We start from the raw sequence: 15099 nt of genomic DNA, 5'->3' as shown, positions 1-15099 counted from the left end.
GGTGACGGGCCCTCGTCGTAACGGGTGGCCTGCTGCGAGGCCTCAGGTCAGGTCGGCGCGTCCGTCGGCAGTGAGACCGGCGACGATCGCCTTGACCTCCTGGGCCCGCTCACGCGTGGTGACCAGCAGGGCGTCGGGGGTGTCGACCACGACCACGTCGTCGAGGCCGATCACGGCCACCGTGCGACCGGAGGCAGGAACGACGAGGCCACCGGCGTCGACGGTGCGCACCAGCGCCGCGTCACCGATCACCTCGACGTCAGGAGCCTGCTGTCCCTGTCCCGCACGCAGGTCGCGGAGCAGGTCGCCCAGGGAGGCGAAGTCACCGACGTCGTCCCACCCGAAGCCACCAGTGACGCTGGCGACACGTCCGGCCGCGGCTGCGGGTTCGGCAACGGCGTGGTCGATCGCGATCTTGGGCAGCGTCGGCCACACCTCGGGCAGCGTCGACGGGTCGGCGGCGATGCCGCGAAGGGCCTTGGCGAACGCCGGGTCGGTCTCGGCCAGCAGCTCCAGCAGCACCCCGGGGCGCACCACGAACATGCCGGCGTTCCAGCGGTAGGCGCCGGTGGCGAGGTACCCCTGGGCCACCTCTCGGCTCGGCTTCTCGACGAACTGCTCGACGACGCGGGCTGCGGTGCCCGCGATGTCAGCGCCGGAGCGGATGTAGCCGAAGCCGGTGGCGGGGCCGGTCGGCTGGATGCCGATGGTCACCAGCCAACCGAGGCGTGCGGCCTCGACGGCCTCGGTGACGGCACGTTGGAAACCGGCGGTGTCGGTGATGACGTGGTCGGCGGCGAAGGAGGCCATCACCGCGTCGGGTTCACTGGCCTCCAGGAACGCGGCCGCGAGACCGATCGCTGCCATCGAGTCCCGCGGGGAGGGTTCGGCGACCACACGGTCGCCGTCGATCTCGGGGAGCTGGGCGCGCACGGCGTCGGCGTGCACCGCGCCGGTGACCACCATGACGCGGTCGCCAGCCAGGGGGGCCAGACGGTCCACGGTGCTCTGGAGGAGCGTGCGGCCGGCACCGGTGAGGTCCAGCAGGAACTTGGGGGCGGTCCTGCGCGAGAGCGGCCAGAGGCGGGTCCCGGCGCCACCGGCGGGCACCACGGCCCACAGGTCGGGGAGCTGCTGCGTGTCGGTCATGTCCGCGAGGGTAGACCACGCCCACGCCATTCCCCGCGTGCTGCCTAGGCTGACGGCATGAGCGCCTCAGCCCCCACCACCTTCTCCGCCGCCCTGTCCAGTGTCATGCGGCTCTCCCCCGGCGAACCGCTGGTCACCTTCTACGACCACTCCACCTTCGAGCGCGTCGAGCTCTCCGTCATCACCTACGCCAACTGGGTCTCCAAGGCCGCCGGACTGCTCGCCGACGAGCACGATCTCGAGCGTGGCGCCCGGATCCGTCTCGACCTGCCCACGCACTGGCTCGGCACCGTCTTCCTGGGTGCGGCGTGGACGGTCGGACTCGACGTGGTCCTGGACGACTCCGTGGCCGACTCCGAGCTCGACGCCGTGGTCTGCGGCCCCGACTCCCTGGAGCGTTGGGCAGAGATCGCCGACGACGTCCCGGTGCTGGCCTGCAGCCTGCTCCCCCTCGGCGTGCGTTTCCGTGAGCCGCTCCCCGCCGGTGTCCACGACGTCGGCGTGGAGGTGTGGGGCCAGCCCGACGCGTTCACCGCATGGGACGCCCCCACGGGCGCCGACGCAGCCGTCACGACCGCTGCGGGGACCCTCACCCAGGCGCAGACGTGGGAGACGGCCGCGTCCGGGAGTCTCCTCACCGACCGCGGCCGTCTCCTGACGACGCTGAACCCGACTTCCCCATCAGGTGTCAACGTCTTCACCGAGCCGCTCGTGCGAGCGGGTTCGGTGGTTCTGGTGGCTCGTCCGGACGCCGACCGTCTCGACGCCGTGGCTGCTCAGGAGCGGACGACCAGCGTCCTGGTCAATCCTTCCTGAGGCCGGGCGCCCAGAGACGGTCGGTCTTCCCCGCCCGGTCCGAGCCACACGTGCGTGGGGCCTGCCTCAGCAGGCCCTCGACCTCACCCGGCCAGGTCGTAGACCCCGAGGCCACGACCCAGGTAGCGGCGCGATCCGATGCCCTTGGCGGTGTTCTCGAAGACGTGGAGGCGGCCCGTGGTGCGCTCACGGACGACGAGGTCCGTGGTGCCGGCGCCCAGGCGAAGGTCGCTGACCGTCAGCTTCCAGTCGTACTGGGTGGGGTCGTAGGCCGAGGCCGTCTTCAGTCGGGCCAGCGGCGCCTTGAAGTTGGGTGCGGCAATGGCCGCCTTCAGCTTCGCGGTGCCCTGGCCGGGCCAGATCTTGGTGACGCCACCCTGGGTGCCCATCAGGTCGGGGTGACCGTCACGGGTGACGTCGCCGACGGCCTGGATGTTGGTGACGCCGGTGAAACCGGAGCCGATCACGATCGCCTTGGAGAGACCGCCGGTCCCGTCGCCGGTGCGCAGGATCAGCTGACCGTTCTCACGCACGGCCATGACGTCGCCCTTGCCGTCCTTGTTGAAGTCGCCGGCGTTGACGATCGCGGTGGCGGTCGGCATCGAGATCTTGAGGCTGACCGGGGTGCCGAGCTCGAACTTGCCGGTGTTCTTGAGGACGACGACCGACTTGCCCACGCGGCCCAGGACGTCCGGGTTGGAGGTGCCGTTGAGCGGGGCGGTGCTCAGTGCGCTGACGGCGGTGTTCTTGGCGATCGGGCCCAGAGCGGCGCTCTCGAAGGTTCCGTTGCCGAGACCCGGCAGGACCCAGACGTTGCCATCGGTGTTGCGGAAGACGATGTCGGTCTTGCCGTCCTTGTCGAAGTCGACGCCGCCGACGATGTCGCGGAGCTTGCTCCAGTCACCGGCCAACTTCTTGGCCGGGGCGTAACTGCGCGAGCCGGTGCTGCGGATGATGACGAGGGCCTTGTCCTTCTTGCGCCGTGCCAGAAGGTCGGGGTAACCGTCGCCGGTCACGTCGCCCACGGGGTAGAGAGCGCTCACGGTCTTGAACGTGCGGTTCAGCTTCACCCGTGCGAACTTGTTGTGCTTGTTGCGCAGGAAGGCGATTCCCTGGCCCTTGGCGTCGCGGCCCACGAGGTCCGCGCGACCGTCACGGTTGATGTCGCCGGCGGCGACCAGGAGGCTGTACCCGGCGGTGCCGGCGTGGGTCGACTTGCCGGCGGTGAACTTGCCCTTGCCGTTGCCGTACCGAACCGTGGTGGCGCCCTTGCCCGAGATGCTGACGAGGTCGGCCTTGCCGTCGCCGTTCATGTCGGGGGTGGTGAAGACGCGGGTGGTCGTCGCCATCGACTTGTAGAGGGTCGTGGGGGCTGCCAGCTCGGAGAGGCCACCGGTGGGGATCGCGAAGAGCTTCTTGTCCGACGTACGGCGCACCAGGATGTCGGGGTGCGCGGTGCCGATCAGGTTGGACTGGATCACCGGGTCGGCGAACTGCGGGACGGCCGGGGTGGTCGGTGCCGGAGTGGTCGGTGCCGGGGTCTGCGGGGTGTTGGTGGAACCGGTGGTTCCCTGCAGTGCCTTGGCCTTCTTCCGGATGTCGCCGATCTTGGCGTAGAGGTGCTGGCCGGGGCAGGCAGTCGCGGCGGAGTCGCGGTGGCCGCTGATGGCCTGGAACGTGGCGCCGTTGATCTTGATGTTCTTCGCGTCGGCGGCGACGCCGTTGAGGCCGAGCTTCCAGGCGAAGAGGGAGGCGTAGGCGTCGATCATCGCGCTGGTGGGCTGCACGGTCTCGAAGTTGCCGATCGCGGAACCGGCGAACGAGTTGGAGTTGCGGTTGACGGTGTGGGCACCGACGACGGCCTTCTCCACCCCGCCGTAGCGGCCTTCCCAGATGCGGCCGAAGCGGTCGACCAGGAAGTTGTAGCCGATGTCGCTCCAGCCCTTGGACTTCACGTGGTACGCGTAGATGCTGCGGATGATGCCCGGCACCTCGGCAGAGGTGTAGTCGTTGGCGTTCACCGTGTGGTGCACGAAGCCGGCCTGGACCTTGCCGTAGTGGAGCGAGGACTTGTCGCGGATCGACTCGTCGGCACCCCACTGGGCACGCGAGTAGATCAGCGGCTTGGGTGCGGTGACGGCGGCAGCCGCCACGAGAGGGACGTCGGAGGCGACGGATCCGCTGCTCAGCGCGATGCTCTCGGCGGCCGGGACCGCGACGGGGGCGGCAGCGCTGTCGGCGGTGTCGATCGCCGGGGCCTCGGTGCGGGTCTCGACGGCGCCCGGGTCCACGACCGAGAGAGTCAGGTCCTCGGGGAGCGCACCGACACCGTCGACGCGTACCTCGACCTCGTCGACGTTGCCGACGACGGTGGCCTCGGTGCCGGCGCGGATGCCCTGGCCCTCCGCGCTCTCGGGGTCGGGGGCGTGCTCGTCGTGGTAGGCCAGCGCGTCCCAGTCGCTCCACTCCTCACCGACGCGGGTGCGGACCTGCAGCGCGATCTCGGCGTCGGACACGACGGCGTCGCCACCCCAGGTGACACCGACGGCGCCGTAGCCCTCGACGGGTGCGGACACCGCAGCCGTGACGACCTCGTCCGGCGCGACGTCGGAAGGCAAGCCGTGGCTGTGCCCTGCGTGGGCGTCCGTCTCGTCGGCGTGATCGCCGTGGTCGTGGTCGGCGTGCGCCTCGACCGGGAGGGACTCGGCCGCGAGGGCGTCCGCCTGCTCGCCGATCTCGATCGCGTAGTCGTTGACCTGCGGCTCGACGCTCTCGACGGGCACGGCAGCGCTCAGGACCGCGCCGGCCGTCGCCGACGAGGAGGGTGCGTCCGGCCCGGAGGTGACGACGTCGAGTTCGATGACGGTCGCTGCGGGTGCGATCAGGGCAACGGCTGCCACGACTGTCAGCGTGCGCTGGCAGGCGGTGCTCAACCGGTTCTTGATGATGCTCATTTGGGTACTCCAGTGCGGGGGAAGATTCACACGGAACACAAGTTTCACATCTGCCCCACCCGTTTCGTAAACCAAAGTGAGTAACTACAACGGTGTAATTTCCAGCCGACACGCCGGGCAGACTCAGAACACTGCGTTCCAGAGAGGAGAATCACCCCATCTTGAGCGTTCGAAACCCATTTCGCGGCGAGATTCACACATCTCCGCCCCGCAAGGCCACTGGTCTGCACCGGGACGTCACCGGTCAACGACGTGCAACGCTCACGCACCCCGTCCGCCAAGACACCGCGAGCCGGCCCCGTCGGGACCGGCTCGCGCGCGTTGACCTGCCAGGACGTCTCAGACGTCCTCCTCCAGGTCTCCGTTGACGTTCGTGACCGTCGCGCCGCCAGCCGTGGCCGCAGCGCCCTTCTTCGGCTTGTCGTCGTACTTGAGCAGTTGGATTCCCTCGTCCACTCCCCCGTCGAAGACCAGACGGCCCTTCTCCAGGACCAGGACACGCGAGCACAGGTCACGGACCGCACCCGGCGAGTGGGAGACGTAGAAGATCGTGGTGCCCGAGGCCTTGATCTCGTCCATCTTCTTCTTGCACTTGCGCTTGAAGGGACGGTCACCGACCGCCAGCGCCTCGTCCGCGATGAAGATGTCGGAGTCGACGTGGATCGCCACCGCGAATCCCAGACGGGCCTTCATGCCCGAGGAGTAGTACGTCACCGGGGTCTCGAGGAACTTCCCGAGATTGGCGAAAGCGACGATCTCGTCGAACTTGCGACGTGTCTCCGCCTCGCTCATGCCCAGGATGGCCGCCTGGAGCCACAGGTTCTCGCGTCCCGTCAGGAGCGGGTCGAACCCGGCACCGGTGGCGATCAGGCCGGCGATGCGTCCACGGGTCAGCACCGAACCAGCGTCGGGTCGCATCACGCCCGAGACCAGCTTGAGCAGCGTCGACTTGCCCGAACCGTTGAGTCCCATCAGGCCGATCGCCTCGCCCTGCTCCACGGTGAAGCTGACGTCGTCGACCGCGTTGAAGACGTCGTGGGTGCGCTGACCCTTCACCTTCGCGATCGCCATCTGCTTCATGGAGCGGTGGTACTGCATGCGGAAGGTCTTGGTGGCGTTGCGCACCTCGATGAAGTTGGCTGCCATCAGAGTCTCTCCACCACTCGTGCCTCGTACTTCTTGAACCACAGCGTCGCCAGAGCCAGCATCAGCAGGCTGACGGCGAGCATGACGAAGCCGCGCTCCCACAGGTCCGACGGCATGTGCCGCTCGGTGAAGCCGGCCGGGTCGTGGGTCGAGCCGACCCAGAAGCAACGCTGCATCAGCAGCACCGCCTCAGCGACCGGGTTCAGCAGGTAGGCCTGCGTCCAGGTCTCACCGTGGGCGGTGATGAACGTGAACGGGTAGATCATCGGGACGCTGAAGGTCACCAACTGGGTGATGGTGCCGATCAGCTTGCCGAAGTCGCGCCAGAAGACGTTGAGGATGCTGAAGAACATCGCCAGGGCCAGACCCAGCGGCAACAGGATCGCGAAGCCCAGCAGACCCGCGCCGATGCCCACCATGTCGGGACGCCACCCCACCAGGACGTCGATCACCACGAGGATGACCAGCATCGGGAAGGTGTGCCACAGAGCCACGATCGTCTTCGCGACCGGGAACAGTGCCTTCGGCATGGGCAGCTTCGACAACAGTCGACGGCTGCGCAGCAAGGACTGCGTGCCGCCGCTGAAGGCCTCGGTGAAGAAGTGGACCATCACCATGCCGCAGACCATGTGGATGGCGAAGTTGGGCAGGTCCTCCCCGCCGCGCGCCATCATCACCTGGAAAAGGAAGTAGTAGATCGCGAACCGGATGCCCGGCTGCACGTAGCTCCACAACCATCCCAGGAACGTTCCCTGGTAGCTCGACTGCAGGGTGTTCTTGACCAAGGTCTTCAGCAGGTAACGCTGCCGGAAGACCTCGAACAACCCGCCGCCCGGCGCCGGAGGCGCGAGCGGCGGGAGGTCCTGCTCGTCGGTGACGACCGAGCTCATCAAGCCTCCGAGGGGGCGTCCGCCGCAGCGGTCCAGGGACGGAACGTCTCCTCCCACGCCTCGGGCGAGGTGATGTCGCCCAGGGCGCTGCGGTACTCCGCAGCCAGGGACGACCACTCCTTGCGCAGGCGCAGGTGGATGTCAACGGTGCGCTTGAGCAGGTCGTTGAACTTCGCCGGGTCACGCTGGTAGAGCGCCGACGACGTGCCGTCGGGCATCGAGACGACGACCGAGTCGAACTTCGTCAGGCGGTACCACTGCGAGTCCATGGCCGGGATCTCGGCCTCGGGGTGCTGACGCGAGGTCGGGCGGACCGGGAGCAGCTGACGGATCGGCGCCTTGAGGGCAGCGAGCCGGACCTGACGACCGGTCGGGACGCCGGTCTCGTCGCGACCCTTGCGCGGCGGCTTGTGGCGACGCACGGCCGGGAAGGCGTCGGGGTCGGCCTGGAGCTGCGCGTCACTGAACGGCTTGACGAACTCGCGGATCTCCTTGAGCTTCGTCGGAAGGTCGGCGTGCAGCTGACCCGGTCCGGCAAGGACGTCCTCGAGTGCCTTGTGGCGCAGTTCGACGGTGGAGTACTGCATCGACACCAGGTGCTTGACCTGGTGGTTGAACGACTCCTGCACCATACGGCCACCCTTGGGGTAGACCGAGTGCAGCAGCGCCGCGACGAAGCGGTTGCGCTGGTGGAAGTAGGACTGCCAGTCGAGACCGTCGTTCTTGTCGCTCCACGGCACGTGCCACACGGCAGCACCGGGGAACGAGACGGTCGGGAAGCCGGCGGCCTTGGCGCGCAGGCCGTACTCGGAGTCGTCCCACTTGATGAAGACGGGCAGTGAGAGGCCGATCTCCTCGATCACCTGACGCGGGATCAGGCACATGAACCAACCGTTGAAGTCGACGTCCACGCGGCGGTGCAGCCAACGCGTCGAACGCAGGTTGCGGGCACCGAGGTCCCAGTCGCCGAAGACGCCCGGGGCCGACTCCCACCAGAAGCGGTAGGGCTGGACGATCTCGCCGAACGAGTGCAGGCGCGAGCGCGAGTAGATGCTGAACATGTGACCACCCACGATCGTGGGGCGGCGCGCGAGGTCACCGAAGGTGACCGAACGGATGACACCCTCGGGCTCGGCGATCACGTCGTCGTCCATGCACATCATGTACGTGGCGCTGCCCTTGCGGACCGACTCCAGCTGACCGCGGGCGTAACCGCCCGAACCGCCCAGGTTGCCCTGGACGATGACGCGGAGCTTGTCGCCCAGCGCGGCCTCGGCGGAGGCGAAGACCTCGGACTCGGTGACGAGCTGGGTGCCCTGCTCCATGACCAGCACCTCGTCGAGGTAGGGGCGCAGGGCCTCGTCCTCGCCGAGCTGGGCGATCAGGTTGGCGCAGAAGTCGGGGCGGTTCATCGTCGTGATGGCGATGTCCACGGTGCCGTGCTGGGCACGGTCCTCGGGGACCTCGGCGGTCCACTCGGCCGACTCGACGACGACGTCGGAGTCACCCGCGACGACGTCGTACCAGTACCAGCCACCGTCGACGAACGGCTTCAGCGGCAGGTCGAAGGAGTAGGTGCCGCTCTCGGCGTCGCCGGTGAAGGCGTCGTCGACGCGCTGCGAACGACCGTTGGCCATCGAGCGGTAGACCACGAGGTGGGCGCCCTTGCCGCGCAGGGTGACGGTCAGGGTGACCTCGGAGACGATCGTCCAGCGACGCCAGTACGACGCCGGGAAGGCGTTGAAGTAGGTGCCGAACGAGATCTCCTCGCCCGCGGGGAGCTTGAACTCGGTGCGGGTCAGGAACTGGTCGGGGTGGACCTTGGCGCCGCTCGCCATCGACTGACGCATCGCAGCGGCGTTGAGCTGCTGCGCGTTGCGGTTCGAGCCGACCTCGTACTTGTCGGCATCGAGGACAGCGGCCTCGAGGTCGACGTACAGCGGGTAGACGCTGGAGTCGCTCTGCTGCGGCAGGATCTGACGCTGCAGGAGACGAGTCACCGTGGCGGTGGACTCAGTGGCGGACTCAGGGGTGTTCTCAGGGGTGGCGCTCACGCGTCCACACCTCCGCTCTTGAACTCCTCGCCGTCGGCGAAGTGGGGCTTGATCTTGTTGTCGAACATCGACAGCGCGGCACCGATGGCCATGTGCATGTCGAGGTACTTGTAGGTGCCCAGGCGGCCACCGAACAGCACCATCGGCTCGGCCTTGGCCAGCTCGCGGTACTTGAGCAGCTTGGCGCGGTCCTCGGCGGTGTTGATCGGGTAGTACGGCTCGTCGCCCTCCTCGGCGAAGCGGCTGTACTCGTGCACGACGATCGTCTTGCCCGGGGTGTGCTTGCGCTCGGGGTGCAGGTGCTTGAACTCGAGCACGCGGGTGAACGGCAGCTCGGGGTCGTTGGCGTTGACCACGCCGGTGCCCTGGAAGTCGTCAACGTCGAGCGTCTCCTGCTCCAGGTCGATGGTGCGCCACGAGAGGCGACCCTCGGAGTTGTTGAAGTACTCGTCGACCGGACCGGTGTAGACGACCGGGATCTTGCCCTTGTACTCGTCGGCGACCTCGAGGAAGTCGACACCCGTGCGGATCTCGATGTTCTCGTGCTCGGCCATCTTGTTGAGCCACGCGGTGTAGCCGTCGACCGGCAGACCCTCGAAGTCGTCGTTGAAGTAGCGGTTGTCGAAGGTGTAGCGAACCGGCAGACGCGTGATGATGTCCGGGCTCAGCTCCTTCGGGTCGGTCTGCCACTGCTTGCCGGTGTAGCCCTTGACGAACGCCTCGTAGAGCGGGCGACCGATCAGGGAGATCGCCTTCTCCTCGAGGTTCTTCGCCTCGGAGGTCTTGAACTCCGACGCCTGTTCTGCGATCAGGGCACGGGCCTCGTCCGGGGTGTGGGCCTTGCCGAAGAACTGGTTGATGAGACCCAGGTTCATCGGGAAGGAGTAGACCTGCCCCTGGTACTTCGCGAAGACGCGGTGCTGGTAGTTGGTGAACGAGGTGAAGCGGTTCACGTACTCCCACACGCGCTTGTTGGAGGTGTGGAACAGGTGGGTGCCGTACTTGTGCACCTCGATCCCGGTCTCCTCGTCGAACTCGGAGTACGCGTTGCCACCGATGTGGTCGCGACGCTCGAGGACGAGGACCTTGAGGCCCAGCTCGTTGGCTGCGCGCTCGGCGATCGTGAGGCCGAAGAAGCCGGAGCCGACGACGACCAGGTCAGGGGTTTCGGTCTGGTCGACGGTGTTCGACGGGGCGGACTCTGACAACTTCTCTGCTCCTCGGTTGAGTGTGTTCATGAAGCGGCGTCGAGTCTACCGGCGGGGTCGGGACTCGGCCGGGACGGCGCGCATGCCGCGAGCGTCCCTCATGGCTCGGATCACGTTGCCCGCCTCCGCCCGGCCACCACGCAGGGGGCTCAGGGCGACGACGGCAGCGGTGATCAGCCACGGCTTGAGGCGCACCAACGGGTTGGTCCCGTGGCGCAGGTGGACGACGAACAGGTTGCGGTACATGTAGTACCCCTTCCAGCCCGCCAGGTCGTGCTGCTGGTTGAAGTCGAGCTGGCGCACCAGGACGGCGTCGCGCAGCGCCCAGATCGTGAAGCCGGCGGCTCGGGCCCGCACGGCGTAGTCGACGTCGTCGTAGAAGATGAAGAACGACGGGTCGGGCAGACCGATCGTCTCGGCGACGACGCGGCGGTACATGAAGCCTTCGAAGGCCACGTTCTCGACCGCCACGCGCTCGGGCATCTCGGCCCGCGAGGCGTGGACGCTGTCGACGCTGGCGGTCTTGGGGCGGATCGCGAGCGGGTTGGTGAGGTCGAAGCGGATCGCAGCCTTCTCGCACAGCGCACCTGTGAGGTCCTCCCGGACCACCATCAGCGTGTCCTCGTCGGCCGCCATCAGCACCGCGAGACAGTCCGGGGCCGGGACGACGTCGTCGTCGATCAGCCAGGTGCGGTCGAAGCCGCCGTCGAAGGACTCCAGCGCGCCGCGGTGGAAGCCACCGGCGCCACCGAGGTTGTCGGGAGAGGTGATCACCTGCAGCGGCAGGTCGCCGACCTCGGCACGGGCCGCGAGCACGGCGGCGGTGTCATCGGTGGAGGCGTTGTCGACCACGATCACGGCGTCGGGGCGGTGCGTCTGGGCGGCCAGTCCGTCGAGCATCCGGGTGAGCAGCTCGGAACGGTTGTACGTCACCACGACGACCGCCACGGTCTCGTGCGTGCCCGTCTCGTTGCTGCGCTCAGTGGGCTGGGCGGTCATGCGAGGAACCTCCGGTGGCCGGTGAAGTCGCCACGCACCGCTGCGGCGAACGCGGAGAAGCTGAGGCGCAGGCGGGCGAGCGACGGCTTGGTGAACGTGTAGAACCAGACCGTCTTGGCGACGAAGGCGAGCGCGTGCAGCTTGCTGCGGTACTCGGCCAGGTTGAGCAGGTTGTTGCGCGCCATGCAGTAGTGCTTGAGGTCGGAGTCGGAGTGGTTGTACGTCCCTCCGAGCGTGGGGGTGCCGAGCTCGCCCACCGACGGGTGACGCACGACGGTGTCGACGACCGTGCCGATCCGGGCACCGGCGCGTTCGGCGCGCAGACGGTACTCGTGGTCGTCTCCCCAGATGAAGAGTTCGGCGCGCACCGAACCGATCCGCTCGACGAGTTCGCGGGTGACCAGCACACCGTTGAACGGGATCACGACGTCGCGCAGGAGCCCGTCGGGTGCAGCGGCGGCGAGCTCGGTGGTACTGGTCAGCACCCGGGCCGAGTTCGGCAGCCGGATCGGGAAGACCAGACGCTCGGGGGCGTCCTTGTCGACCACGGCAGGGCCCCAGAAGTCGAGCTGACCCTCGAACTCGAGCAGCCGGGACAGGGTGTCGACGTCGGGCAGACCGTCGTCGTCCATCAACCAGACCAGGTCGGCGTCACGATCGACGGCCCAGCGCAGACCCGTGTCGAATCCGCCGGCACCACCGAGGTTGTCGGCCAGGGTGCGGCCCACGACCGGCGTTCCGCCCACGCCGGCCTGGGCGGCGAGCCAGTCGCCGGTGCCGTCGGTCGAGGCGTTGTCGACGACGAGGATCTCGGCCAGGCCGGGCACTTCACGGAGACGGTCGACGAGTTCGCGCAGCAGAGCGATGCGGTTGAACGTCACCACCGCGGCGACGACGCGCGCGGCTCCGACAGGGTGGGACGAAGTCACGTGCTCAGCCTAGGCCCACGGGGGTGAGGGAGCCGCTTCGTGCCCCTCCCCGGGCGGCGCGTCCCCGGCCCGAGGTCAGCACGACGCAGCGAGGTCGTCGGCCTCGTTGGCCTCGTACCCCTGCTTCTGCGAACCCTTGGAACCGCCGGTGACGGTCGGCTGGCCCGCAGGCGAGGGAGAGACGGACGTTCCGCTTCCCTTCTTCTTGGCCTTCTTCTTCGGGTTCTCCGAACGGTCGATCGCCTTGGCGACCATGCGCTGGGCCTTGCCGATGTCGGGGTTACCGGTGTTGATCGCCGGCGGAACCAGCGAAACGGTGGAGACCTTCTCGTTGCGCGCCTGGAGGGCGAGCTCGACGAAGGTGTTGAACTTCGAGGACGGCATCGAGGTGGAGAGCATCTCCGAGGACGCCTCGGCGATCTTGCCGATGTTGCGGACGGCCTTGGTCGGGTCCACCTGGGCGAGCATCGCGGCCATGACGCACTTCTGGCGCGCCATGCGGGAGTAGTCGTCGGAGCCCTCGCGGGCGCGTGCGAACCAGAGCGTGTCCTCACCGTCGAGGGTGCGGATGCCCGGCTCGATCCAGCGGAACCAGGGGTCGACGTTCGGCAGGCCGACGGGGATCCGGTCACGGACGTTGAGCTCGACGCCACCGAAGGCGTCCACGAGCTTGGAGAATCCCTTGAGGTTGACCAGCGCCCAGTACCCGATCTCGAGGTCGGTGATGCCTTCCACGGCCTGGACGGTGGCCTCCATGCCGACGTTGTCGACGTCGCCGAAGAGGTCGGGGTGGTCGAACGCCCAGGTGGAGACGCCGTTGAGCATGCACTCGTCGCAGTTCCAGCCGTCGGGGAACTGCTCGGCCATCGTCGATCCCTCGGCGAAGGGGAAGTTGGACATGTTGCGGGGCAGGCCGATCAGCACGGTGCGGCCGGTCGCAGCGTCGATGCTGGCCACCGTCAATGAGTCGGGGCGCAGGCCGACGCGCCCGTCGCCGGCGTCGCCGCCCGCGAGGAGGACGTTGAAACGACCTTCGACGGCGGCCTTGTTGCCGGCGGTGCCGCCGACCTCGTCGAGGAAGGCGTGCTGGATGCCGGCCAGGTGCGCGGCGAAGAGCAGCACCGACATGACCGAGGTGAGGGCGACACCGTTGGTGAGCACCACCGCGAACCGGTGCTGGCGGCGCAACGACTCCGGGCGTCCGCCTCGCCAGGCGTCCACGAAGAGGTAGGCCCAGCCCAGGGCCAGCAGCACCAGCACGACCCGCAGGGTGAGCATCAGCCACTCGCGGGTCCCCATCCACAGCAGCGTCGAGGGCGAGACGAGGGCGGTGACCCCGATCGCCACGAGCGCCAGGACGCAGAGGAACCAGGTGAGCAGGGCGACCGTGCCCAGACGACGGCGTCCGGCGAAGAGCTGGGCCGATCCGGGAACGAGCAGTGTCATGAACGCCATCGCCATTGCGCGGCGGTAGCGGACCCGGGCGGCCCGTTCAGGGACGTCGAGGTCGATGCGTTCAGTGGGCGCGGACAATGCGGTTCTCCGGGGTACGTCGTACGACGCCGGTGTGCCGACGCCGAAGCAAGTATCACCAGCAATCGTGGCCGAGCGCGGACAGAGACCCGGCGTGTTGGATGACGGACACGAGTCCTGACCCGTGCGAGGGTACGTTCTTGCCATGGCAGAACGACCCCGCCCCGGCTCGTCCCCCGCAGAGGGGACCCCTGAATACCGGTGGCTCTACGGCGACGGGAAGACTCCCGACGACGCCGAACGCACCCAGTACCTGCGGACCCCACCGCCCTCGCAGCAGCCCGCTCCCCCGGCACACCAGTCGCCGCGGGCACCCCAGCCTCCGCGGGCGCCCCAGGCTCCGCGGGCACCCCAGCGTCCAGCACCTCAGCGTCCAGCACCTCAGCGACAGACCGCACCCGTCGAGCCCCGCGAGGCCCGCCGCTCGCGTCCCCCGGTCTGGCGGATCGTGAAGATCGCGCTCCTGCTGTGGCTGGTCTTCCTGGTCGCGGTGCCGTTCTACGCATGGTCGAAGATCAACCGGGTCGAGGCCTTCAGCGTCTACGAGGGGCGGCCGGCCGAGCAGGGCGGCACCACCTACCTCGTGGTGGGCAGCGACTCCCGTGCCGGACTCACCGAGGCCGAGCAGAAGGAGCTCGGGACCGGACCTGACGACGTCGGTCAGCGCACCGACACGATCATGCTGCTGCACACCGGTTCGGGTCCGAACGTGCTGACCTCGATCCCACGCGACTCCTTGGTGGAGGTGCCCGGGCGCAACGGTCGGAGCAAGATCAACGCCGCCTTCGCCTGGGGCGGCGCGCCGTTGCTGGTGGAGACCGTCGAGCGTTCCACCGGCATCCGGGTCGACCACTACGTCGAGATCGGTTTCGGTGGTCTGGTGAAGATGGTCGACGCCGTCGGCGGCGTCGAGATCTGCCCGGCCAAGAAGATGAAGGACAAGCAGGCCAACCTGAACATCCAGGCCGGCTGTCAGGAGGCCGACGGTGCGACCGCGCTCGGGTACGCCCGCAGCCGCAAGACCTACAAGGCGCTCGGTGACGTCGACCGCGCCAAGGCCCAGCGTGAGGTGGTCGCAGCCCTCGGCAAGAAGGCCCTCTCGCCGATGACTGTGGTCAACCCGGTCCGCTACTTCAACCTGGCCACCGCGACGGCGTCGTCGTTCACCGTCTCCGAGGGCAGCAGCGCGCTGTCGATCGGCAAGTTCGGGATCGCGATGACCCGTGCGGAGATGAGCTGCGGGGTTCCGCTCTCCGACCTCAGCGTCCGCTGGGACGCGAAGCGTTCGGAGGAGTACTTCTCCTACCTCCGTGCCGACAGGACCGGAGACATGCCGAAGGAGCTCTGCACGCCGTCGGGGTTCCCTGACTGAGACACCTGCACTGCTCGGGCAGCACGCACGACGAGAGGGCCGTACCCAT

Annotated in this window: 11 protein-coding genes; 2 read left to right on the top strand and 9 right to left on the bottom strand. The window is 68.2% G+C overall.

Translation table 11 applies throughout. The features are described from left to right. Positions 1-42 precede the first annotated feature (42 nt). On the bottom strand, positions 43-1149 hold the full coding sequence (locus EOV43_RS04295; protein WP_128219839.1) for a mannose-1-phosphate guanylyltransferase: 1107 nt from the start codon (positions 1147-1149) through the stop codon (positions 43-45). 57 nt (positions 1150-1206) lie between these two features. On the opposite strand from EOV43_RS04295, the gene EOV43_RS04290 reads away from it, so the two are divergent. Beyond that, positions 1207-1965 carry a TIGR03089 family protein gene (locus EOV43_RS04290; RefSeq protein ID WP_128219838.1) on the top strand — a complete coding sequence of 253 codons (759 nt, stop codon included), beginning with the start codon at positions 1207-1209 and terminating at the stop codon, positions 1963-1965. An 83-nt stretch (positions 1966-2048) separates the two neighbouring features. Here the strand turns inward: EOV43_RS04290 and EOV43_RS04285 are convergent, their stop codons facing one another. The 8 genes from EOV43_RS04285 to EOV43_RS04250 all read right to left on the bottom strand — a co-directional run bounded on the left by EOV43_RS04285 (position 2049) and on the right by EOV43_RS04250 (position 13678). Then, complete coding sequence (locus tag EOV43_RS04285; RefSeq protein ID WP_128219837.1) at positions 2049-4919, bottom strand: FG-GAP-like repeat-containing protein; 2871 nt, start codon at positions 4917-4919, stop codon at positions 2049-2051. 339 nt (positions 4920-5258) lie between these two features. After that, positions 5259-6065, bottom strand: a complete 807-nt coding sequence (locus EOV43_RS04280) for an ABC transporter ATP-binding protein (protein ID WP_128219836.1) — start codon at positions 6063-6065, stop codon at positions 5259-5261. After that, the gene (locus tag EOV43_RS04275; RefSeq protein ID WP_128219835.1) at positions 6065-6955 is read right to left on the bottom strand and encodes an ABC transporter permease; all 891 of its coding nucleotides are present in this window, start codon (positions 6953-6955) and stop codon (positions 6065-6067) included. The genes EOV43_RS04280 and EOV43_RS04275 overlap by 1 nt, the downstream gene beginning before the upstream one ends. Then, the gene (locus EOV43_RS04270) at positions 6955-9009 is read right to left on the bottom strand and encodes a glycosyltransferase (RefSeq protein ID WP_128219834.1); all 2055 of its coding nucleotides are present in this window, start codon (positions 9007-9009) and stop codon (positions 6955-6957) included. The genes EOV43_RS04275 and EOV43_RS04270 overlap by 1 nt, the downstream gene beginning before the upstream one ends. Beyond that, a complete protein-coding gene (gene glf / locus EOV43_RS04265; RefSeq protein WP_239022227.1) occupies positions 9006-10217 on the bottom strand; it encodes a UDP-galactopyranose mutase in 1212 nt (403 codons plus the stop codon). Before glf ends, EOV43_RS04270 begins: the two co-directional genes overlap by 4 nt. 45 nt (positions 10218-10262) lie before the next feature. Next, entirely contained in the window at positions 10263-11216 is a 954-nt protein-coding gene (locus tag EOV43_RS04260) for a glycosyltransferase family 2 protein (RefSeq protein ID WP_128219832.1), read from the bottom strand. Beyond that, positions 11213-12145, bottom strand: coding sequence for a glycosyltransferase family 2 protein (locus tag EOV43_RS04255; protein ID WP_128219831.1), 933 nt, complete (start codon positions 12143-12145; stop codon positions 11213-11215). Before EOV43_RS04255 ends, EOV43_RS04260 begins: the two co-directional genes overlap by 4 nt. A 75-nt stretch (positions 12146-12220) precedes the next feature. After that, positions 12221-13678 carry an LCP family protein gene (locus EOV43_RS04250; RefSeq protein ID WP_239022226.1) on the bottom strand — a complete coding sequence of 486 codons (1458 nt, stop codon included), beginning with the start codon at positions 13676-13678 and terminating at the stop codon, positions 12221-12223. A 145-nt stretch (positions 13679-13823) separates the two neighbouring features. Between EOV43_RS04250 and EOV43_RS04245 the strand changes: the two genes are divergently transcribed. Continuing rightward, complete coding sequence (locus tag EOV43_RS04245) at positions 13824-15050, top strand: LCP family protein (protein ID WP_128219829.1); 1227 nt, start codon at positions 13824-13826, stop codon at positions 15048-15050. Positions 15051-15099 lie beyond the last annotated feature (49 nt).

This window comes from Nocardioides yefusunii, assembly GCF_004014875.1.
GTDB classification, from domain to species: Bacteria; Actinomycetota; Actinomycetes; order Propionibacteriales; family Nocardioidaceae; genus Nocardioides; species Nocardioides yefusunii.
Note: the sequence above shows the minus strand (reverse complement) of the source record. Positions and strands in the feature narration are given on the sequence as shown.